This window comes from Lentzea sp. NPDC004782 (assembly GCF_040609115.1).
Taxonomy (GTDB): Bacteria; Actinomycetota; Actinomycetes; order Mycobacteriales; family Pseudonocardiaceae; genus Lentzea.
In genome coordinates, this window is the sequence record NZ_JBEXJN010000102.1 from 1 (window position 1) to 19478 (window position 19478).

Here is a 19478-nt window from a genome sequence, read left to right on the forward strand (position 1 = left end):
TGTTCGTTGTCCCCCCCCCTACTCCCCCCTCCTTGTTTCACCTCCCCCCACCACCCCCCACAAACCCGGACGGCGACGAAGCAGTGCCCGCAGTGCCGCGAACGGTGATCCGGTGGTCGCCGCTGCACCGGAGAGGAGCGTTCGTTGACGTACGCAGCAATGACCCGCAGCCTGTCCACCTCGGGCGGGATCGGTCTCGTCAGCCTCGCCGCGATGGCGTCGGCGCTGCGACTGCGACCGGGCGTGACGAGGACGATCGCCGGCACCGCGCGGTCGCTCGGCGTCGCCCAACGCCACGACTGGCTCGTGCCGAGGTGGCTGCGGGCGCTGGCGCGGCACGACGTGGTCGAGCTCGACGGCGGCGTCTACCGGGTGCGCGGCGAGGTGCCCGTCGCGAGCGCGGAAGACCTGGACGTTCTGCACGAACGGCTCGGCACCCCGCCCGAGGTGGCCCGGCTGCACCTGCGCGCCCTGGCGCACCTGCCCGAACTGCTGGCCGACGACGTCACCGCGGCCGACCTGCTCGGAACGGACTGCACTGTGCGAGGCGCATTGGCCGGTGAGGGACTTTCCTCCCTGACCGGCGAGCTGGACGACGCGTGCGCCGAGCTCGTCCGCAGGGCCGCGCTGAGGTGCGGGCCGCCGGTCCGCGTGGTGGAGCTGGGCTGCGGCGCCGGGCGCCTGACCGCGGCCGTGCTGCGCAGGTCACCGGACCTGACCCGGCACTACCGGTTCACCGACCTTCCCGGACAGCCCCTCGGGGACGAGATCCTGGACGTCAACGAGGACTTCCGCGCGCAGGGTTTCGCGGACGCCGCCGCGGACGTGGTCGTCGCGGGCCACACCCTGCACCACGCGGTCAACGTCTGCCGCACGCTCACCCGGATCCGGGATCTCCTGGTGCCGGGCGGCGAGCTCGTGCTCACGACTCCGGCCGAGGACGATCCGCCGGCGCTCACGTCGACCCACTTCCTGCACTCGCCGCGACGCGGTGGGGCGGTCCTGCGCGGGGGAGAGGTCTTCCCGTCCGGTCGTGCCTGGCAGACCGCCCTGCGCGCCGCGGGATTCGAGGTGCGCACGCAGCTGTGGGTGGGCAGCAGGTCGTCGGCGCGCCAGCACCTGTTCCACGCGGTGCGCGAACCGGCGTGAGCGGTCATCTGGCGGCCTTCTGGGCTTCCTGCACCGCGACGCGCCAGGCCTCGTCGGCGTTCTTGCCCTGTTCGACGGACTGCAGCGCCGGGCTGAACACGGTCTCCTGGATGCGCCCGTCGGCGGGCCCCTTGTACTGGGCCGCCTTGACCTTCTGCGCCTGGGCGGCGAACAGCGCGCCCGCGTGGACGTCACCGAAGTAGGTGTTGACCTGTTCCAGCAGGGACCGGTCCTCGAGGGCCTCGACCTGGCTGGGGAAGGTGCCCTTGGCCTTGAACGCCTTGATCTGCTGCTCCGGTGCCGTCAGCCAGGCGGCGAGCTCGGCGGCCTTCTTGGCGTTCTTGCCCTGTTTCGGCACGGTCAGGTAGGAGCCGCCCCAGTTGCCGCCGCCGTTGGGGAACACGTCGGTGACCGCCCACTTGCCCTCGTTCTCCGGTCCCGCCTGGGTCTCGATGACGCCGAGCATCCACGACGGGCACGCCGTGGTGGCGAACCTGCCGAGCTTGAAGCCGATGTTCCACTCGTTGCTCCACGCGGGGAGCTTGGCCGACTGCCCCTTCGCCACGGCTCTCGTGACGGCGTTCCAGTCCGCCCTGATGTCCGGGTTGGTCTCGACGACGAGCGTGTCGCCGCGGTCGAAGTAGCCGACCTCGTGCTGGTTGTGCATCGTGTTGAAGATCTGCGCCGCGCTGTCGAACCAGGCGACCCCGCCGACCTTGGCCACGAACTGGTCACCGGTGGCGAAGTAGTTGTCCCAGGTGGCGAACAGCTGCTTGACCTGTTCCGGGTCGGAGGGCAGACCGGCCCTGGCGAACAGGTCCTTGCGGTAGCACATCGCCAGCGGGCCGATGTCCGTGCCGTAGCCGATGAGCCTGCCGTCCGCAGTGGTGGCGGCGTCGGCCTTCCACTTCAGCCAGCGGTCGGGCGTCACGTCCTTCGGGCCGATCTCCTTGAGGTCGTTGAACTGGCTCGCCTTCGACATGACCTGGCTGAGGTAGCCCTCCTCGACGGCCTCGATGTCGGCGAGGCCGGAGCCGGCGGCGAGCTTGGTGAACAGGTTCTGGTGGTGCGGGGTGGCCTGCCCGGTCTTGCGCTGAGTGATCTTGATGTCCGGGTGGCTCGCCTCGTACTCCTTGAAGAGGTCCTCATAGCCGAACTCGTTGAACGTGGCGATGGTCAGTCCGGTGACACCCGACCCGTCGGCCGCCCCACTCGAACCGCAGGCGGTGGCGGACACGACGGTTGTGACGGCACAGACCAGCACGCTGGTCCAGCGACGGCCACGCATGGGAGAACTCCTCTGGTCTCGGCTGCGTATCTGGGAGCGCTCCCAGGTTTGGGGAGTGTGATCCGCGTCATTCGGGGGTGTCAAGTGTTTAACGTGGACCCTCACGTTCAGTTCAGCGCCACGAGCACCACGCTGGTGAGGGCCAGCATCATCCCGACGCGTTGAACGGGCCGGACGCGTTCGCCGAGTACGAGGTGCGCCAGCAGCACGGTGCTCACCGGGTACAGCGACGTGAGCAGCCCGACCGTCGCGAGGTCGCTCTGCCAGGCGGCCACGACGAACAGCACGTTCGACGCCATGTCGAGACCGCCCGCGAGCAGGGCGGGCCGCCGTGCCGCGGAGGCGAGGAGAAGTCCCGCTCCCCGGCGGTGCGCCATGAACGCCATCAGCGGGATGGAGGCGGCGCGGGCGGCGACGAGCGGCCAGAAGCTGTGGGTCCCGTCGGTCCGGGACAGCAGCACGAGGAACCCGCCCAGGCCGAGACCCGCGGCGACCGCGAGCACCAGCGACCACCGCGCCGATGTCGCGGGTGTCGTGCTCGCCGACACGAGTGGGATCGCCAGCAGCCCGACGGCCAGGCCGAGCAGCACGAGCGCGGGCGGGCGTCCGTCGGTGAGAAGTCCGGCCACCACGGGAAGCGCGGCGCCCACCGCCGCCGAGAGCGGAGCGACCACGCTCATCGCACCGACGGCGAGACCCCGGTAGAGGCACACGGTGGCCACACCCCCGCAGAGACCCGCGGCCGCGCCCCACGCGAGGTCGGTGGAACTCGTGCCGTCGGACAGGACGATCGCGCCGGCGAGCGCGACGACGGCTCCGGCGAGATTCGACCACAGGACCACGGTCCACACGGGCGCGCGTTGTGCCGCGACTCCGCCGAAGAAGTCGCCGGTGCCGAGAGCGAATGCGGCGGAAATGGCGAGAATGACTCCCATGCGGGCGAAGCTAGCCAGGTGTGCGGGAGCTGTCTAAAAAGATCAATTTCAACTCAAGTTCGGGACTGGAACCGCTGAAGGAATTCCGTCTGTCGCGGATTGCGCTTGCCGCGTCGGGCCTGCAGGGGGGTCGAAATGCCGACGGGCTTGTGTTCGATGCATTCGATGCCTATGTTCCTGCGCAGGTGAACCGCTTCGATTACGTCGAAGTTCTTTTCCGGTCAACGATGTTCGGAAGGGGTGTGCAGATGAGCAGGATGCTTCGTGTCCTGACCGCGACGGCGATCGCGGTCGTGGTCGGGCTGCTCGGTTCGGGAAGTGCCCAGGCGGCGACCTGGTGGACCTCGGACCAGTGGGGGACCTGGTCGAACGGCGGCTACACGCTGCGCAACAACATCTGGGGCAGCGGCGCCGGTCCCCAGACGCTGTGGGCCAACTCGTACAGCAACTGGGGAGTGTGGGCCGATCATCCCAACACCGGCGGGGTGAAGTCCTACCCGCACGCGGCGAAGGCGGTGAACAGAAAGCTCAGCTCGATCGGCGGGGTGAGCAGCAGCTTCAACGTGAACGCCCCCGCCGGTGGCGCGTACACGACCGCCTACGACATCTGGGCCGACAACAACCGGTACGAGATCATGCTGTGGATGAACAAGTTCGGTCCGGTCGGGCCGATCGGGTCGTACCAGACCTCCACGTGGGTCGGTGGGCACGGCTGGGACGTCTACCGCGGCACCAACGGCTACAACGAGGTCTTCTCGTTCATCCGTCAGGGGAACACCGGCTCGGGCACGGTCGACATCAAGGCCGTGATGGAGTGGATCAAGAATCGCGGCTGGTACGGCGACGTCACGCTGGGCGAGGTGCAGTTCGGTTACGAGATCACGTCGTCGAGCGGTGGCCTCAACTTCGGCACGAACAGCTTCTCCGTGTCGTCCTGGTGATCTGAGCAGTTCCCGGGCGAGTGCCGGCGAGGTCGGGAGACCTCGCCGGCACTCGTTCGCCGACCGGCTGTTCCGTGAAAATCGGAACTGTCCCCGCACTTGCCTCTGGGGTTGTGCACCGCACTTAGGTTGTCGGCCACCGCGGCCATTTCGGACGCGGGACTCGACAAGCCTGGACGAACCATGCGACAAAGCCGGTTGTTGACCTTTCCGGAGCCTCGCTCGTCGCGCGTGCTCCTCATTCACGACCACCGCTGCGCACCGCCGGCGGTCGGCGATCTCCTCCGTGCGGCGGGAATGCACGTCAAAGTGGTCCCGCTCGGCGAACAGGTGCTGAACCACGTTCGTGCCCACCTCCCCGACGTGGTGGTGCTGACGGCGGGCGGGCCGGAGTCCGCGGGCGCGTTCCTGCGAACCTTGCGCACCCTGTCCGCGCGGCCCGCGATCCTGCTGCTGGCCGACGGCTGCGGGCCGGCCGAGCTCTGCCTCGCCGACGACTTCGTGCTGTCCGGCGAGGCGCCCGGCGAGCTGCTGCTGCGCGTCGAGGTGCTGGTGGCACGGCGGGCCTTGCCGGCGACGGGCACGACGCTGCGGGCGGGACCGGTCTCGATCGACACCGACGCCCGGCAGGTACGGGTGAACGAGCGGTGGGTCAGCCTGACGACGACCGAGTTCGAACTGCTCTGCCTGCTGGTGCGCAACGCGGGCCGCGTGGTGACCAAGTCGGCCATTCTCGACCACGTGTGGCGCTACGACTTCCAAGGGGAGTCGAACATCGTCGAGACCTACATCTGCAGCCTGCGCCGCAAGCTCGCCGACGCCGACCGCTCCGTCATCAGGACCATCCGCGGCAGCGGCTACCTCTTCGCCGTGGACGACTGCCGCGAGCGTCTCTCGGGCTGACCAGAGATGTGGGGAAGGCTTTTCCGAACAATTTCCTGAACGCGTCTTCATGTACCGCATTCCGCGGCGTGATGTAGTTATCACGCAGTTGAGGGGACGCGGATTCGAACATCGACCGGCTCCCCAACAGTACATGAACAATGAGGAGCTGGTGGATCGTGAAGATGCGCCTCGGAATCGGCGCGGCTCTCGCCGTCGCGTCGGTCGCCGCAACGGTCGGAATGGCTGCACCCGCGTCTGCGGGTGTGAGCGACTGCCCCGACTGGGGCGTGGCGTGCGCGTTCAGGGACGTCAATTACAACGGCCCGCTCATCTGGCAGGAAGGCCGGCCCGGGTACTACTCGTTCGACGGTGCCAACACCACGACGTCGTTCATCAACCGGACCGGCTACACGGTCAAGCTCGTTTCGTGGAACAACTACCTGGGGCTCTGCTTCAGCCCGGGTGTCGCCTCGCGCGACCTTCCGAAGGAATGGGACGACAACCTGCGGGCGATCGAGATCGAGCCCTACAACTACAACGGCTGCACCCACTGGGCGTGAGGACGACGACCATGCGCAACAAGATCGTTTTCGGTGCCCTGGCCGTGGTGGCGGGTCTCGTCGCCGGTCCGGCGGCGCCCGCCTCCGCTGACCCGATCGACGACTGCCGCGGCCTCCAGCTCGTGTGCATCTTCGAGCACCCGAACCACGGCGGGCAGGCCACCTGGACTGAGGTCAACGACGGTACCTACAACACCTCGTACCGCACGCGCACCACCGCGTCGAACATCGTCAACTCGACCAACCGCTACGTGATCCTGCGGGCCTACAGCGGCGGGGGCCAGTGCCAGGTGGGGCCCTACTCCGAGGTCAACTTCCCCGGTTATCTCGACAACAACCTCGGCCAGATCGCCATCGGCAACTGGAGCAACGTTCCCGGTTGCTGATTCCGCCAGTCCCTACCGCATCGCAAGTGGAGGAATTCACGTGAAGGTCGGAAGTGTTTTGCTGCGCAGGCTCGGCGTGGGTGCGATGGTCGCCGGGATTTCGCTGGCGGGGATGGTGATGCCCGCGCAGGCGGCGTCGCCGGGTTCGCCGGAGGGCACCGCCGGGTGCTCGTACTTCAAGCGGGCGCAGGTGAAGAACAAGTGGGAGGTTCTTCACACGCTGCTCGACGGCGAGCTGCGCAACTACTCGCCGAACACGCAGATGATGGTGCTGGAGCGTCAGGTCAGCGACACGAGGACGACGGAACAGGGCTTCCGCGCGGACTGGAACATGTTCAAGGCGGTTTTCACCGCGCAGGTCTCGCAGTCGGTGACGGAGTCGAACACGATCTCGACGATGGCGCAGATTCGCATCGAGGTGCCGGGTTACCGGAAGTACTACGCCAGGGGTTCTGCCCGTCAGTGGTACGTGCAGACCGAGGTGACCGAGCGCTCCGAGAGCTGCAACTACAAGACGTACCAGGTGGAAGGCATCGTCGCCACCACGGACAGCATCGTCTGGGAGAACTGGGACAACGGTCCCGCCTGAGTGCCGGCTACTGCCCGGTGCACGACTTTGGAGATCTGAAATGAAGAAACTGCGCATCCTTTTGTTGTGCCTGGCGGCGCTGGTGACGTCGGTCGTCGTCGCGAGTCCGGCTCAGGCTGACGACAGGTGTGAGAACGCCAGGTTCTGCATGTGGGAGAACCCGAGCTTCCAGGGGTACAAGTCGTACTGGTGGGAGAACGACCTCCAGCGCAACTACCAGTACGACATCCGGAACTGGCCGCAGTCGAGGACCACGTCCTCGATCATGAACAGCACGGCCTACTACCTGCACATCTGGAACGCCGAGGGGAACCACCGCTGCCTTCCGCCCGGCTACAACTTCTGGCACGTCGGCTCGGAGTACGAGGACCGCATCACCCACCTCGGGTTGTACACCCACTGGTGCTGACTCCAGGCCTCTTCCGCTGCACCCGGACCGCTCGTGAATCGTCTCGTCGAGCGGTCCTCCTTTCCAATCGCTGTGCAATCGTTCGTGTCAATCCATTGTGGATGGAGGCGTCACGTGAAGGTCGGAAGTGCTTTGCTGCGCAGGCTCGGCGTGGGTGCGATGGTCGCCGGGATTTCGCTGGCGGGGATGGTGATGCCCGCGCAGGCGGCGTCGCCGGGTTCGCCGGACTCCACCGCCGGGTGCTCGTACTTCAAGCGGGCGCAGGTGAAGAACAAGTGGGAGGTTCTTCACACGCTGCTCGACGGTGAGCTGCGCAACTACTCGCCGAACACGCAGATGATGGTGCTGGAGCGGCGGGTGGACGACACGAGGTCGACGGAGACGGCCTTCCAGGCCGAGTGGAACCTGTTCCAGCCCGTGTTCACCGCGCAGGTCTCGCAGTCGGTGACGAAGTCGAACACCATTTCGACGATGGCGCAGATTCGCATCGAGGTGCCGGGTTACCGGAAGTACTACGCCAGGGGTTCTGCCCGTCAGTGGTACGTGCAGACCGAGGTGACCGAGCGCTCCGAGAGCTGCAACTACAAGACGTACCAGGTGGAAGGCATCGTCGCCACCACGGACAGCATCGTCTGGGAGAACTGGGACGCCGGTCCCGCCTGATCGCGTGACACCGGAGACGCCCGGCGGGACGAGTTCCCGCCGGGCGTTTTTCGTCTGCTGGCCGCCGGGCGCACCGTGGAAAGATTTCCGGAAAGCGATGAGTCCACTGCGGATGTCCTCGAACGAATGATTTTCGGATGACGCCCGGTATTTGAACGGCGTTCGGAAGTTCACGGGCGGTGGGAGCGGAAGTATTCTTCGTGGTAATTGTTGCCGCAGGCCGCCGGTCCAGGTGCCGCAGTCCAGGGGAGTGCACGATGACGGAATCCAGGATTGTCGCGACGTCTCCCGAGTCGTTCGCCAGGCGCGTGTTGCCGGTGTACGCGGCGGCGCTCGCCGGGGACGGCTTCTGGGAGCCGGGCACCGCGGCCGAGGTCCGTGAGGTGGGCGTGCACTGGGCGCGTTCGGGAGGCGACCTCGACGTCCTGCTGGACACCGTCAACCAGCTGGCCGGCGGGTTGATGGACTCCGCTCTGCGCGACCACCGCGACCTGCCCGGGCGGTGTTCGGTGCTGCGCCGCTTCGGTGACGTCTGCGGGCGGGTGGCCGTCGAGCTGCACCGGGGCTCCCGGCAGGCGCACCACGACCTCTCCGGGGGACCACGTGATCTCGCCCTGGCCCTGCTCGCCGGTGAGACGCGGGAGGCGGCCGACCGGGCCGCGCCCGGCTACGCCGTGGTCGCCGTCCACACCGAGGGCGCGTCGGTGAACGCGACGGAAAGCGCTTTCCGATGGTGCGGAGGCCCAGGCACGATGCCCCTGCTGCGAGGTGGTCGCGGGTACGTGCTGCTCTCCGTCCGCACCGAGCAGGAAGCCGTGCGGGTGTGCGAGCGGGTGGCCGACGCGCTCGGGTCGCACGGCGTGTGGACGGCGGTAACCTGGGTGCGCAGCGCGCTGGTGCCGGAGGGCAGGCGGACCGTGTCCGACGTGCTCGCTCTCGTGACCGCGCTGCGCCTGCCTCCTGGCGTCTACCGCCGCCAGGACGTCCTGCTGGAGCACGCCGCGATGCGCTCGCCCGAGACGGCCCGCCACTTCCGGCGGCTGATCGAACCCGTCATGACCAACGACGTGCTGCGCGAGACGCTGGAGGCGCTCATCCGCGAGGACGGCAACCGCACCCGCGCGGCCGAACGCCTCGTCATCCACCGCAGCACCATCGACTACCGGCTCGACCGCGTCGAGCAGCTCACCGGGCAGTCCCCGGCCACGCTGCCCGGAATGCGCACGCTCACTTCCGCGTACGCGCTCTGGACGCTGGCGGAGGAAAGCCCGGAACGCGACCTCGGCCTCGGACAGCTCAAGGGCGCATGACCGCGAATCCGCCGGCGCAATGCCAGGAACTCCAGGGGCGACGCGTTGCGCCGCCCCTCGCGGGCAGGCTCGCGATGAACGGCGCATTTGTCCAGCTGAGGTGGACGAATGCGCCGTTCATCGCGGTCGAGTTCGCCGCTCTCGCCGGGCGTACCGGATCTGCCGCGCACCGTGCGATCCGGCCTCGCCAGGCGCGTGGCGACGTGGATGAAGGGTTCCTTCATCCACACCAGGTGGAGCAAAGAGCCCTTCATCCACCATCACGACCACCCTGGGCGCGGCAACCAACCGGCAGGACACAACCCGCGCTGACACCCTTGAGCTCCTGACGCAGCACCTCAGGTGAAGGAAGGTTCCCTTCATCCGTGACGTGGCGGTCAGGCGCCGGCGTTCTCCTGCGGTGCCGCGCAGGTCGCCATCGCGGTGGCCAGCAGCTGCACGCCGCGGTCGTTGGTGGGCTGGCAGCCCGTGAGCTGCTCGATGCGGCTCAGCCGGTAGTCCAGGGTGCTGCGGTGGATCTTCAGCGCGTCGGCGGCCTTGCTCCGGTTGCCGTTGGCCGCGATGAACGCCTTCAGCGTGGTGTGCAGCGTTTCCTGCCGCAGCACGGGGGCGATCAGCGAGGCGAGGTGGTTCACCGCCGAAGGGTCCTGCAGCACCGCGTACTCGACCAGCACGTCGCCGAGCTGGTAGACGCCCGTCTCCCGTTGACCGTCGCGCACCAGCGTCAGCACCGCCTGCGCCTCCTCCCCGGCGAAGCTCACCTCGTGCGACGGGCACCACGACACCGCCAGCCAGGTTTCGCCGCCCAGGGCCTGGTGCACCTGCCGGCAGAGGCCCGCGGCCTGCCGCTCGTCGCGTGCCGGTGCGAGCACGTAGCCCTCGTTCTCCGTGACGAGCGGGAGCACCTCGGTGACGCCGCAGGCCGCGAACGCGTTGTCCAGCATGGTCGTCAGGTCGCCGGGAGCCGTGTTCTCGCGGTGCACCGCCACCACCGCGTAGCTCTTGGCCACCCGGCCGCGCAAGCGGCACGGGATGTCGTTGTGCCACAACAAACCGGACGCGAGCAGCTGCCGGTCCGAGGGGGCCGGATGCCCTTTCCCGGACGGGTACGCCTCCTGGAACCCGGTCAGCAGCGCGCGTACGAACGCGGAGCCGGTGGCGCGGATGCGGTCGATGAGGTGCTCGGTGTCGCCGAGCACCTGCTGCGCCGAAGCCACGGCCTCGACGACGTTGTCGGTCGTCGTGTGCAGTGCGTCGAGCAAGGGGTCGAGCGGTCCCCGCGCGGCCGCCCGGCGTGCGCCGAGCTCGCGGAGCCTGGCGAGCCGGTGCTCGGGAGGCGTTCCGGTGGCGATGGCCTCGCTGTGCGCGGTCAGTGCGAGGGCCAGCACCGATCGCACGTCGGCCGGGTGGCCGGCGTCGTCCAGGTCGAGCGCGGCGAGGTGCTGCGTCACGGTGTGCGCTTCCCAGACCCGAGTCATGGTTCTCCTTCGGTGGCGCCTCACTGTCCGTGCCGATGCTAGGTCCGTTTCGCCTGCTTCCCGTCGGCGTTCTGAGTTGTTTCCGCCGATGTCGGAGCTGATCAGTCCACATCGGACTGATCAGGCGGTGAACTGCCACCAGTCGACGTTGAACAGGTAACCGCTGCCACCGGCGAACCTGAAGTAGACGTCCTGGGTGCCGCTCACTCCGCTGACCGGGCAGGACACCGTCGTCCACCGCTGCCACCCGCCGGTGCCGGGCACGGTGCAGCGCGCGGCGACCGTGCCGTTCGCGCTGCCGAGACGGACCTCCAGCGTGCCGCCGGCGGACGCGGACGCCACCCGCGCGCTGAACTTCGAGGGCCCCGCACCGAAAGCCGCGCCCCTGACCTTGATCCAGTCCCCGTTCTCCAGCCAGCCGACGTTCATCCCGCCCTCGCCGGCCGGTTCCGTCTCGATGCCGGAGCCCCACGCGATGGTCTCGGCCTCCTGCCGGACGTACGGGTTGAGGGTGTCGGCCTGGGGCGGTCCGGACGTGGTCATGTTGATCGTCGGGATCGTGCCGTCGGCGTTGTAGCTGAACTTCTCGACCGCGACGGACCGCGTGAAGCCGCCACCGCCGGGCAGTGCGCCGTTGTGGTAGAAGAAGTACGAGCCGCCCTTGTAGTCGACGAGACCTGGGTGGTTGGTGAAGCTGCTGCCCTGGGTGGGCATCACGGTGCCGCGGTAGGTCCACGGACCGGTCGGGCCGGGCGAGGTGGAGTAGCCGATGAACTCCGAGCAGCACTTGGCCGCGAAGACGTTGTAGTACAGGCCGTTGCGCTTGAACACCCACGGCCCCTCCTCGTACAGGGTCGGCCGCTTGGCGTCACCGGTGCGCGTGCCGAACCCGGCGGTGGTGAGCGGAATCTGGTTCACCCCGCCCGAGTAGGAGATCATGTCGGTGTTCAGCCGCACGTACCAGAGGTTCGGGTTGCCCCAGTAGAGATACGCCTGGCCGTCGCTGTCGATCATGACCGTCGGGTCGATCTCGCCGTTCTCCACCAGTGGGCGGCCGAGGGCGTCGCGGAACGGCCCGATGGGGGTGTCTCCCACCGCCACGCCGATGGCCATGCGCCCGGTCGCCCGGTTGACCACCGGCACGTACCAGTAGAACTTCCCGTTGCGCTCGACGGCCTGCCCGGCCCACGCGTCCTGCTTCGCCCAGCTGAACGTGGAGAGGCTCAGCGGCGAACCGTGGTCGGTCCAGTTCACCATGTCCGTCGTCGACCAGACTCGCCAGTCCTTCATGGTGAAGTAGGTCGAGCCGTCCTCGTCGTGCCCGGTGTAGAGGTACAGGCGTCCGTTGTGGACCAACGGTGACGGGTCGGCGGTGTAGACGTGCTGGACGATCGGGTTGTCCGCCTTGCCCGTCGCCGGGGTGAGCACGAGAAGGCAGGCGAGGCTCGCGACTCCGGCGAGCCACCGGTGGATCCTCCGCTGACGCATGGGCCTCTCCTGGTTCTCCGGTGAACTCAGGTGAAGGTAACCAGTGCCGGGGCGGTCGAGCAAGGCTTGATGTTAACGCTAACTTCACCCCGATGTATCGAATTGCATCGAAAAAACTGGGCGAAATAGCGCGAACACTGGTCGATGGTGGCCAGTGTGGACGATGGGAGAGCGCTCCCATGTTAGCGCGCACATGTGGGCGTGCCCTCTCCGGCGGGGTGTGAGGACCGGAGAGGGCACGCGATCAGGGCCGGGCGCGGCTCAGGAGCACGCCTTGCCGTTCATGGCGGGGGAGAGGAACGGTGGGGTGCCGCCGTTGTAGCTCGCGTTGTACCCGATGGTCGCGGTACCGCCTGTCGCGAGCTTGCCGTTCCAGGACTCGCTCTGGACCCGCACGATGTCACCCGTGTCGGTCCAGGTCCCGTTCCAGCCCTGGAGGACGGTCACTCCCGGCGCCGAGAACGTCAGCGTCCAGCCGTCGACTGCCGGACCGTCGTTCTCGATGACGATCTCGCCGGTGTAACCGGACGACCACGAGCTGACCACCTTGTGGGTCACCTTGCACGCGCCGGGCCCTTGTGGGGTGGTCGTGGTCGTGGTCGTGGTCGTGGTCGTTGTGGTGCTGGTGGTTGTGGTCGTGGTGCTGGTGGTCGGCTGCCAGTTGCCGGCGGCCGCCAGGTCGTACGCGCGTTGCGGGACGAACTGGCCGGCCGGAGCGATGCAGCCGTCGGACTCGCCCGGTGGTTTCACCCACAGGAACGCGGCGATCTGGCCGTCGCCGGTCTGGTCGGTGCTCGGCGTGCCGATCGCCCGTCCGGCCGGGTCGCACCACTCGCTGCCGGCGGGGCCGTTGCCGTTGCGGCTGGTGTCGATCACGGCCTTGAGCCGGGAGTCGCCGACCGCGTTCAGCACCGACTTCGCGTAGGACACCTCGTCACCGGTGAACCGGTAGTTCGACACGTTGGTCGAGATGCCGTCGGCGCTGTTGGAGATGTCGGCCGCGCGCAACCGCGCTGCGGCCTCGCCCGGCGACAGCCAGGCCGAGTGGCCGATGTCGAAGTACACCTTGGTCTGCGCCGAACCGGACTTGAGCTTCTTGCCCGCGTAGGCGATCGACGCCTTGGTCTGGTTCTGCTGGTCGGCCGACTGGCAGTTCGTCATCAGCGGCAGCACGTCCGGTTCCAGCACGACCGCCGCCGGACGTCCCGCGATGCCCGCCGCGACCTGGTCGACCCACGCCCGGTAGGCCTCGTGCGAGGGCGCGCCGCCACCGCTCGCCCCGCCGCAGTCGCGGTTGGGGATGTCGTAGACGACCAGGATCGGGATCTTGCCCGCCGAGGCCGCGGCGCCCACGAACGCGTCGACCTCGCCGCGCACGGTGCCGGTGTTGGTGGTGGTGAACCACCTGGCCTGCGGAGTGGCCGCGAGACGTTCCCGGATGATCGGTGCCTTGGGGTCACCGGGGTTGGCGGCGGCCCATTTGGCCGCGCTGGTGTCCGGGTCCACGTAGAACGGTGACGGAGCGGCCTGAGCGTTGCCTCCGGCGGCGAGGGCGGCGACACCCGCGAGGAGTGCCGCCGCGACCACGCCGCTCGCAACAGCTTTGTTGCGCATGCGACGAATCCCCTTACAGCGCCGGGTAGGCGTTCTGGACGAGCGACTTGAACTGCTCCGGGAACCAGACGCCGGCGTGCGGCGCGCCCGGCATCGCGCCGGTGAGGTTGCCGCCGTTGGACTGCTGGTCGCCGCGGAAGGCGGGGTCGCACATCGGGTCGTGCTGCTTGCCTTCCTCGTTCGGGCCGTCGGTCTTGGTCGCGATGCCGTCGGACTCACCCGGCGGCTTGATCCAGACGTAGGCGTCGAAGTTCGGCCGCGGCGAGGCCTGCGGACGCGCGCCGATACCGGCACCGACCTGGTTGCACCAGTTGCCGCGGTGCAGACGGCGGTCGATGCGACCGGAGTTCACGTAGTCGTCCACAGTGGACCCGGTGGCGCCGGTGGGCCGGTTCGCGCCGCCCCAGCCGTTGCGGGAGGTGTCGATCAGCATGCCGATGCCCGCCGGGAAGCCCGCCGCCACGAACCGCCGGTAGAGCTCGGTGCCGTAGTCGGCCTCGTCGAAGTACGGGTTCCACTCGTAGAACTTCGCGGACTTGAGCGGCTGGCCGCCGACCGTCTTCGCCGGGTCCGTCAGGTACGGCTCCTCGACCGGGGTGTAGTTCGCGGTGTCGGAGATGAAGCCGTCGACGCTGTTGAAGCCCTTCGTCGTGCCCCGCACCACGTCGGTGTAGAGCTGCACGGCCGGCACGATGTTGCTGTCCCAGCCCAGCCACGCGGAGTGGGCGATGTCGAGGTAGTTGTAGACGTTCGAGATCGCGCTCAGCTTGTTCAGCGCGTACTGGATGCCCTGCACGTACGCACCGCTGGACTTCGCCTCCGCGCACTTGGGCTTCGCGGTGTTGGTGACGAGGTTGGGCAGCGAGTCGGGCTCGACGATCGCGACGATGCGCAGGTCGCGGTACTTCGCGTCGGCGAGGATCGAGGCGATCGGGTCGATGTACTCGGACTTGTAGCGGGCCAGGCCGTTCTTGCTGACCTCGAGCTCACCGTTGGAGGCCAGCGCCGAGCAGTCGCGGTTGGGCAGGTCGTAGACGACGACCTGGAACACGAGAGGCCGGCCGGCCGCGGCTTGCTGACGCAGCGCTTCGTCGAGGTGACCGCGCAGGCCGCGGCCCGCCGTGATGGCGCCGATGCGGTCCATCCACACGGCCGTGGAGTTCTGCGCCACCTTGCGCATCGCCGTGCCGAGCGCACCACCGGTGCTGGTCGCCAGCGTGTTGACCTGGGCGACGTAGTCCGGGTTGAGGTAACCGGCGGCACCCGCGTACGGGTTGGCCACGTGCCCGTCGGGGTTTCCGGGGTCCTCTGAGGTCGTGGTGGTGGTCGTCGTCGTGGTGGTGGTCGTGGTCGTCGTGGCGACCGGTCCGCCCGTGCACGCCGTGCCGTTGAGCTTGAAGCCCGTGGGCTTGTCGTTCGTGCCGGAGTAGGAGGCCTGGAAGCCGAAGCTGGCCGACGCGCCGGTCGCCAGGCTCTTCGACCAGTCGGGGTTCTTCGCCGCGACGTGCTGGCCGGACTGGGTGATCGTGGCGTTCCAGTAGTTCGTGATCCGCTGGTTGCCACCGAAGTCCCACTCCAGGGTCCAGCCGTCGGAGATCGCGTCACCGACGTTGTTCACCGTGACGTTCGCGGTGAAGCCGGTGTCCCACTGGTTGGCCTGGTAGTCCACCGAACATCCGGCGGCCGCGCTGGCCTGGTTGCCCACCAGTACCAGCACGCTCGTGCAGAGCGTCAGTGCCGCGACGGCTGATCCGCCGCGCACCAGATTCCTAGATCGCATGAGAGGTCCTCGCAGCATCGTTGCCGGGGGCTGAACTGGGAGCGCTCCCAGTGAGGTCGGGACAGTAACCAAGGAAGACCATTTGAGAAAGAGTTCGTCGAACGTCGACACAGCCGCGGGTGATCGCGGTTTCTGCACGCTTCGTGGTGCTTTGGAGCCAGCCCTCGCGGAACCGAAGAATGTGAAACGATATCCTTGCGTGTGCAAGTTACTTTGTGTCGTACTGTTTCGTCGAACATTGCTCTGATTCGGTGACAGGTAACGTCCAGGACACGTTTCGTAACTCGACACCACTGGGGTGGAAAGTTGCCCTGAACGGCGGGGTCTCATGGCGCCGAACGGCCCTGTGAATCACTGTTAGCCGATCTAATTGTTCGCACGTGTGAAACTTCGCGGACTGGACATCCGCCGAATGGCCGCATCCGCGTTGGTGCTCGGATCGATTCAGTGTCATCAGGGCTTCGCGTATGTAAACGGATCTTGAGCTCGGGCGCCCCTTCTCTGCGCTTTCTGGCGCAACGCATGGCTGCATTCGGTCCATGTCCGTGGCGAAATGCTCGGCGTTTGGAGCAAATTCTGGGTGGACCCTCTTTTGGAGAGGTTTCTTGTCCGTTACAGTCCGCGTCTGGGAGCGCTCCCAGAAAAAGCCTCTTGCACCCCTGCCATTGGAGGCTCACATGCATTGGCGCATGTCGAGAGCGGTAACAGAGATGCCGGTCGAGTCGCCGGCGACGGTCTTTCCGGACCTCGAGCTCACCTGCTCCGGTCGCGCCATCGGCGTCGAGCCCAGCTGAAACCTCGGCGCGGGACGTTCGGCAGACGCGGGCGTCCCGCGCCGAATCCAAGCCCGCGGGTCAACGGCTGACCCGTGACGGAGGAGGAACGAATGAGGTACCGGACCAGAGCGGGACGGCTGCGAAGTAGGCCCGCCGCCCTCGCCGCGGCCACGATCGTCATGGCGGCGTTGATGCCGGCCGTCGCGCACGCGGCGGTGGCGTGCTCGGTGAACTACAGCATCTCGAACGACTGGGGTAGCGGCTTCGTGGCCGACGTGGCCATCAAGAACGAGGGCGACCCCATCAACGGCTGGACGCTCAGCTGGACGTTCCCGGACGGTCAGCAGATCACCAACCTGTGGAACGGCAACTACACGCAGTCCGGTGCCAAGGTCAGCGTCACGCCGGTCGACTGGAACCGCGGCATCGGCACCGGCGGCTCGGTGGCCTTCGGCTTCCAGGGCACGCGAAGTGCTTCCGCCAACGGGAAACCGACCGACTTCGCCGTCAACGGCGTGTCGTGCACCGGTGCCAACAAGGCTCCGTCGGTGGCGCTGACCTCGCCGACGGCGGGCCAGTCGTTCCAAACTGGACAGACGATCCCGCTCGCGGCGACCGCGTCCGACAGCGACGGCACCGTCGCCAAGGTCGAGTTCCTGGTCGACGGCGTGGTCCTGTCCACCGACACGACCGCTCCCTACGAAGGGTCGTGGACGGGCGCGTCCGTCGGTGACCACGTCGTCGCCGCACGCGCGACCGACAACCTCGGTGCGGTCACCTCCACGGCGCCCGTGCCGGTGAAGGTGCTGGCCGGCGCGACGATCGTGGCCTCCCCGGCGACGATCAACGTCAAGCAGGGCGACAAGGCGACCTTCGGCGTGACGCTGGCGAGCCAGCCGTCGTCCTCGGTGACCGTGGCCGTGGCCCGGTCGTCGGGCAGCGCGGACCTCACCGCGGCACCGACGTCGCTGACGTTCACCACGTCCAACTGGAACACGCCGCAGAACGTGACCGTCACCTCGGCGGCCAACGGCGGCGACCTGGCGTCCGCGGTCTTCTCCGCCACCGCGACCGGCTACGCGCCGGCTTCGGTGACGGCCAAGGAGATCTCGTCGACGATCCCGAAGTTCCAGGAGGCGTTCCTCACCCAGTACAACAAGATCAAGGACCCGGCGAGCGGTTACTTCCGCAAGTTCGGCGACCTGCTGGTGCCGTACCACGCGGTGGAGACGCTGATGGTCGAGGCGCCGGACCACGGGCACCAGACGACGTCGGAGGCGTTCAGCTACTACCTGTGGCTGGAGGCGAGCTACGGCCGGATCAGCGGTGACTGGGCGCCGTTCAAGGCGGCCTGGGCGTCGATGGAGAAGTTCATCATCCCGTCCAAGGCGGACCAGCCGACCAACGACAAGTACAACCCGGCCAAGCCGGCGACGTACGCGCCGGAGCACGACAAGATGAGCGGCTATCCGTCCGAACTGGACGGCAACGTGCCGGTGGGTCAGGACCCGATCGCGGCCGAGCTGAAGGCCGCCTACGGTTCCGACGACATCTACGGCATGCACTGGCTGCTCGACGTCGACAACACCCTCGGCTTCGGCCGCTGCGGTGACGGCACCACGGCACCCGCGTACATCAACACCTACCAGCGCGGTTCCTCTGAGTCGGTGTGGGAGACCATCCCGCAGCCGTCGTGCGACACGTTCAAGTTCGGTGGCCCCAACGGTTACCTGGACCTGTTCACCAAGGACAAGTCCTACGCGAAGCAGTGGAAGTACACCAACGCGCCGGACGCGGACGCCCGCGCGGTGCAGGTGGCGATGTTCGCCGAGCAGTGGGCGAGCGCGCAGGGCAAGGCGTCGGAGATCGCGCCGGAACTCGCGAAGGCCGCGAAGATGGGCGACTACCTGCGGTACGCCATGTTCGACAAGTACTTCAAGAAGATCGGCAACTGCACCAGCCCGGCGACGTGCCCCGCCGCCACCGGCAAGGACAGCGAGCACTACCTGATGTCCTGGTACTACGCGTGGGGCGGCGCGACCGACACGGCCAACGGCTGGGCGTGGCGCATCGGTGACGGTGCCTCGCACCAGGGTTACCAGAACCCGTTGGCGGCCTACGCGTTGGCGAATGTTCCTTCGCTGAAGCCGAAGTCGGCCACGGGCCAGCAGGACTGGGCGAAGAGCACGGACCGCCAGCTGGAACTGCTGCAGTGGCTGCAGTCCGCCGACGGTGCCATCGCCGGTGGTGTCACGAACAGCTGGAACGGTTCGTACAGCACGCCTCCCGCCGGTACGCCGACGTTCTACGGCATGTTCTACGACCCGCACCCGGTGTGGCACGACCCGCCCTCGAACCGCTGGTTCGGCTTCCAGGTGTGGCAGATGGAGCGCACGGCCGCGCTGTACCAGAAGACCGGTGACCCGCGGGCGAAGAAGATCCTGGACAAGTGGGTGCCGTGGGCGCTCGCCAACACCACGGTCGGCACGGGCGGAGCGTTCCAGATCCCGTCCGACCTGGAGTGGACCGGCGCGCCGGAGACCTGGAACCCGACCTCGCCGGGCGCGAACGCGAACCTGCGGGTGAAGGTGCTCAACTCCAGCCAGGACGTCGGCGTCGCGGCGTCGCTCGCCAAGACCCTGCTCAACTACGCGGCCAAGTCGGGCAACGGCCCGGCGCGGACCGCGGGTGAGGGGCTGCTGACGGCGTTGCTGGACCACCAGGACGCCAAGGGCATCGCCATCCCCGAGACGCGGACCGACTACAACCGGTTCGACGACCAGTACAACGCCACCACCGGTGAGGGCGTCTACGTCCCGCCGGGCTGGACGGGCACGATGCCGAACGGCGACAAGATCGGCCAGGACTCCACGTTCCTGTCGATCAGGTCCTTCTACAAGAACGACCCGGACTGGCCGAAGGTGCAGCGCTACCTCGACGGCGGCCCGGCCCCGACCTTCACCTACCACCGGTTCTGGGCGCAGGCCGAGATCGCCACGGCGTTCTCGCTGCAGGCGGAACTGTTCGGATAGCAGGTCGGCGCTGACGCGTCCCCGGCACGACGGCGCCGGGGACGCGTCAGCCCTCACCACGATCAGGGCCCCGACGAAGCCGTTTTGCTGGTGGATGAAGGGGGCCGGGCGACCCCCGGGGTCGGTGGAGGGGCCCGGCCTACCCGACGCGCGGGCGCGGCCCCGCACACCCCACTCAACAAAAGAGGTTTTTGC

Annotated in this window: 16 protein-coding genes; 10 read left to right on the top strand and 6 right to left on the bottom strand. The window is 67.9% G+C overall.

Annotation, left to right across the window (positions count from 1 at the left end):
- Positions 1-144: 144 nt before the first annotated feature.
- A complete protein-coding gene (locus ABZV40_RS44185; RefSeq protein WP_355455914.1) occupies positions 145-1149 on the top strand; it encodes a methyltransferase domain-containing protein in 1005 nt (334 codons plus the stop codon).
- A 4-nt stretch (positions 1150-1153) separates the two neighbouring features.
- Here ABZV40_RS44185 and ABZV40_RS44190 read toward each other — a convergent pair whose 3' ends face one another.
- Both ABZV40_RS44190 and ABZV40_RS44195 read right to left on the bottom strand, forming a co-directional pair.
- The gene (locus ABZV40_RS44190; protein WP_355455916.1) at positions 1154-2437 is read right to left on the bottom strand and encodes an ABC transporter substrate-binding protein; all 1284 of its coding nucleotides are present in this window, start codon (positions 2435-2437) and stop codon (positions 1154-1156) included.
- Positions 2438-2544: 107 nt separating this feature from the next.
- Complete coding sequence (locus ABZV40_RS44195; RefSeq protein ID WP_355455918.1) at positions 2545-3372, bottom strand: EamA family transporter; 828 nt, start codon at positions 3370-3372, stop codon at positions 2545-2547.
- Between the two features lie 248 nt (positions 3373-3620).
- Between ABZV40_RS44195 and ABZV40_RS44200 the strand changes: the two genes are divergently transcribed.
- The 8 genes from ABZV40_RS44200 to ABZV40_RS44235 all read left to right on the top strand — a co-directional run bounded on the left by ABZV40_RS44200 (position 3621) and on the right by ABZV40_RS44235 (position 9115).
- Positions 3621-4313 (top strand): hypothetical protein, encoded by a 693-nt coding sequence (locus ABZV40_RS44200; RefSeq protein WP_355455920.1) that lies wholly within the window; start codon positions 3621-3623, stop codon positions 4311-4313.
- 231 nt (positions 4314-4544) lie between these two features.
- On the top strand, positions 4545-5216 hold the full coding sequence (locus ABZV40_RS44205; RefSeq protein WP_355455922.1) for a response regulator transcription factor: 672 nt from the start codon (positions 4545-4547) through the stop codon (positions 5214-5216).
- Between the two features lie 164 nt (positions 5217-5380).
- Positions 5381-5758, top strand: coding sequence for a peptidase inhibitor family I36 protein (locus ABZV40_RS44210; protein WP_355455944.1), 378 nt, complete (start codon positions 5381-5383; stop codon positions 5756-5758).
- 11 nt (positions 5759-5769) lie between these two features.
- On the top strand, positions 5770-6144 hold the full coding sequence (locus ABZV40_RS44215) for a hypothetical protein (RefSeq protein ID WP_355455924.1): 375 nt from the start codon (positions 5770-5772) through the stop codon (positions 6142-6144).
- A 40-nt stretch (positions 6145-6184) separates the two neighbouring features.
- Entirely contained in the window at positions 6185-6733 is a 549-nt protein-coding gene (locus ABZV40_RS44220) for a hypothetical protein (protein ID WP_355455926.1), read from the top strand.
- 40 nt (positions 6734-6773) lie between these two features.
- A complete protein-coding gene (locus tag ABZV40_RS44225) occupies positions 6774-7142 on the top strand; it encodes a peptidase inhibitor family I36 protein (protein ID WP_355455928.1) in 369 nt (122 codons plus the stop codon).
- A 114-nt stretch (positions 7143-7256) separates the two neighbouring features.
- Positions 7257-7805, top strand: a complete 549-nt coding sequence (locus ABZV40_RS44230) for a hypothetical protein (protein ID WP_355455929.1) — start codon at positions 7257-7259, stop codon at positions 7803-7805.
- Between the two features lie 257 nt (positions 7806-8062).
- Positions 8063-9115, top strand: coding sequence for a helix-turn-helix domain-containing protein (locus ABZV40_RS44235; protein WP_355455931.1), 1053 nt, complete (start codon positions 8063-8065; stop codon positions 9113-9115).
- Between the two features lie 377 nt (positions 9116-9492).
- Here ABZV40_RS44235 and ABZV40_RS44240 read toward each other — a convergent pair whose 3' ends face one another.
- The 4 genes from ABZV40_RS44240 to ABZV40_RS44255 all read right to left on the bottom strand — a co-directional run bounded on the left by ABZV40_RS44240 (position 9493) and on the right by ABZV40_RS44255 (position 15475).
- Positions 9493-10593, bottom strand: a complete 1101-nt coding sequence (locus ABZV40_RS44240; protein WP_355455933.1) for a helix-turn-helix domain-containing protein — start codon at positions 10591-10593, stop codon at positions 9493-9495.
- A gap of 120 nt (positions 10594-10713) precedes the next feature.
- Positions 10714-12081 (bottom strand): glycoside hydrolase family 43 protein, encoded by a 1368-nt coding sequence (locus tag ABZV40_RS44245; protein WP_355455935.1) that lies wholly within the window; start codon positions 12079-12081, stop codon positions 10714-10716.
- 261 nt (positions 12082-12342) lie between these two features.
- Positions 12343-13695 carry a glycoside hydrolase family 6 protein gene (locus ABZV40_RS44250; RefSeq protein ID WP_355455938.1) on the bottom strand — a complete coding sequence of 451 codons (1353 nt, stop codon included), beginning with the start codon at positions 13693-13695 and terminating at the stop codon, positions 12343-12345.
- A 13-nt stretch (positions 13696-13708) separates the two neighbouring features.
- On the bottom strand, positions 13709-15475 hold the full coding sequence (locus ABZV40_RS44255; protein ID WP_355455940.1) for a glycoside hydrolase family 6 protein: 1767 nt from the start codon (positions 15473-15475) through the stop codon (positions 13709-13711).
- Positions 15476-16361: 886 nt separating this feature from the next.
- Between ABZV40_RS44255 and ABZV40_RS44260 the strand changes: the two genes are divergently transcribed.
- On the top strand, positions 16362-19283 hold the full coding sequence (locus ABZV40_RS44260) for a glycoside hydrolase family 48 protein (RefSeq protein WP_355455942.1): 2922 nt from the start codon (positions 16362-16364) through the stop codon (positions 19281-19283).
- The last annotated feature ends 195 nt before the right edge of the window (positions 19284-19478 follow it).

Excerpts from the sequence above, each read along its gene's own strand:
- ABZV40_RS44190 (WP_355455916.1), bottom strand. The coding sequence starts at position 2,437 with ATGCGTGGCCGTCGCTGGACCAGCGTGCTGGTCTGTGCCGTCACAACC.
- ABZV40_RS44195 (WP_355455918.1), bottom strand. The coding sequence starts at position 3,372 with ATGGGAGTCATTCTCGCCATTTCCGCCGCATTCGCTCTCGGCACCGGC.
- ABZV40_RS44200 (WP_355455920.1), top strand. The coding sequence starts at position 3,621 with ATGAGCAGGATGCTTCGTGTCCTGACCGCGACGGCGATCGCGGTCGTG.
- ABZV40_RS44210 (WP_355455944.1), top strand. The coding sequence starts at position 5,381 with ATGCGCCTCGGAATCGGCGCGGCTCTCGCCGTCGCGTCGGTCGCCGCA.
- ABZV40_RS44215 (WP_355455924.1), top strand. The coding sequence starts at position 5,770 with ATGCGCAACAAGATCGTTTTCGGTGCCCTGGCCGTGGTGGCGGGTCTC.
- ABZV40_RS44225 (WP_355455928.1), top strand. The coding sequence starts at position 6,774 with ATGAAGAAACTGCGCATCCTTTTGTTGTGCCTGGCGGCGCTGGTGACG.
- ABZV40_RS44235 (WP_355455931.1), top strand. The coding sequence starts at position 8,063 with ATGACGGAATCCAGGATTGTCGCGACGTCTCCCGAGTCGTTCGCCAGG.
- ABZV40_RS44240 (WP_355455933.1), bottom strand. The coding sequence starts at position 10,593 with ATGACTCGGGTCTGGGAAGCGCACACCGTGACGCAGCACCTCGCCGCG.
- ABZV40_RS44245 (WP_355455935.1), bottom strand. The coding sequence starts at position 12,081 with ATGCGTCAGCGGAGGATCCACCGGTGGCTCGCCGGAGTCGCGAGCCTC.
- ABZV40_RS44250 (WP_355455938.1), bottom strand. The coding sequence starts at position 13,695 with ATGCGCAACAAAGCTGTTGCGAGCGGCGTGGTCGCGGCGGCACTCCTC.
- ABZV40_RS44255 (WP_355455940.1), bottom strand. The coding sequence starts at position 15,475 with ATGCGATCTAGGAATCTGGTGCGCGGCGGATCAGCCGTCGCGGCACTG.
- ABZV40_RS44260 (WP_355455942.1), top strand. The coding sequence starts at position 16,362 with ATGAGGTACCGGACCAGAGCGGGACGGCTGCGAAGTAGGCCCGCCGCC.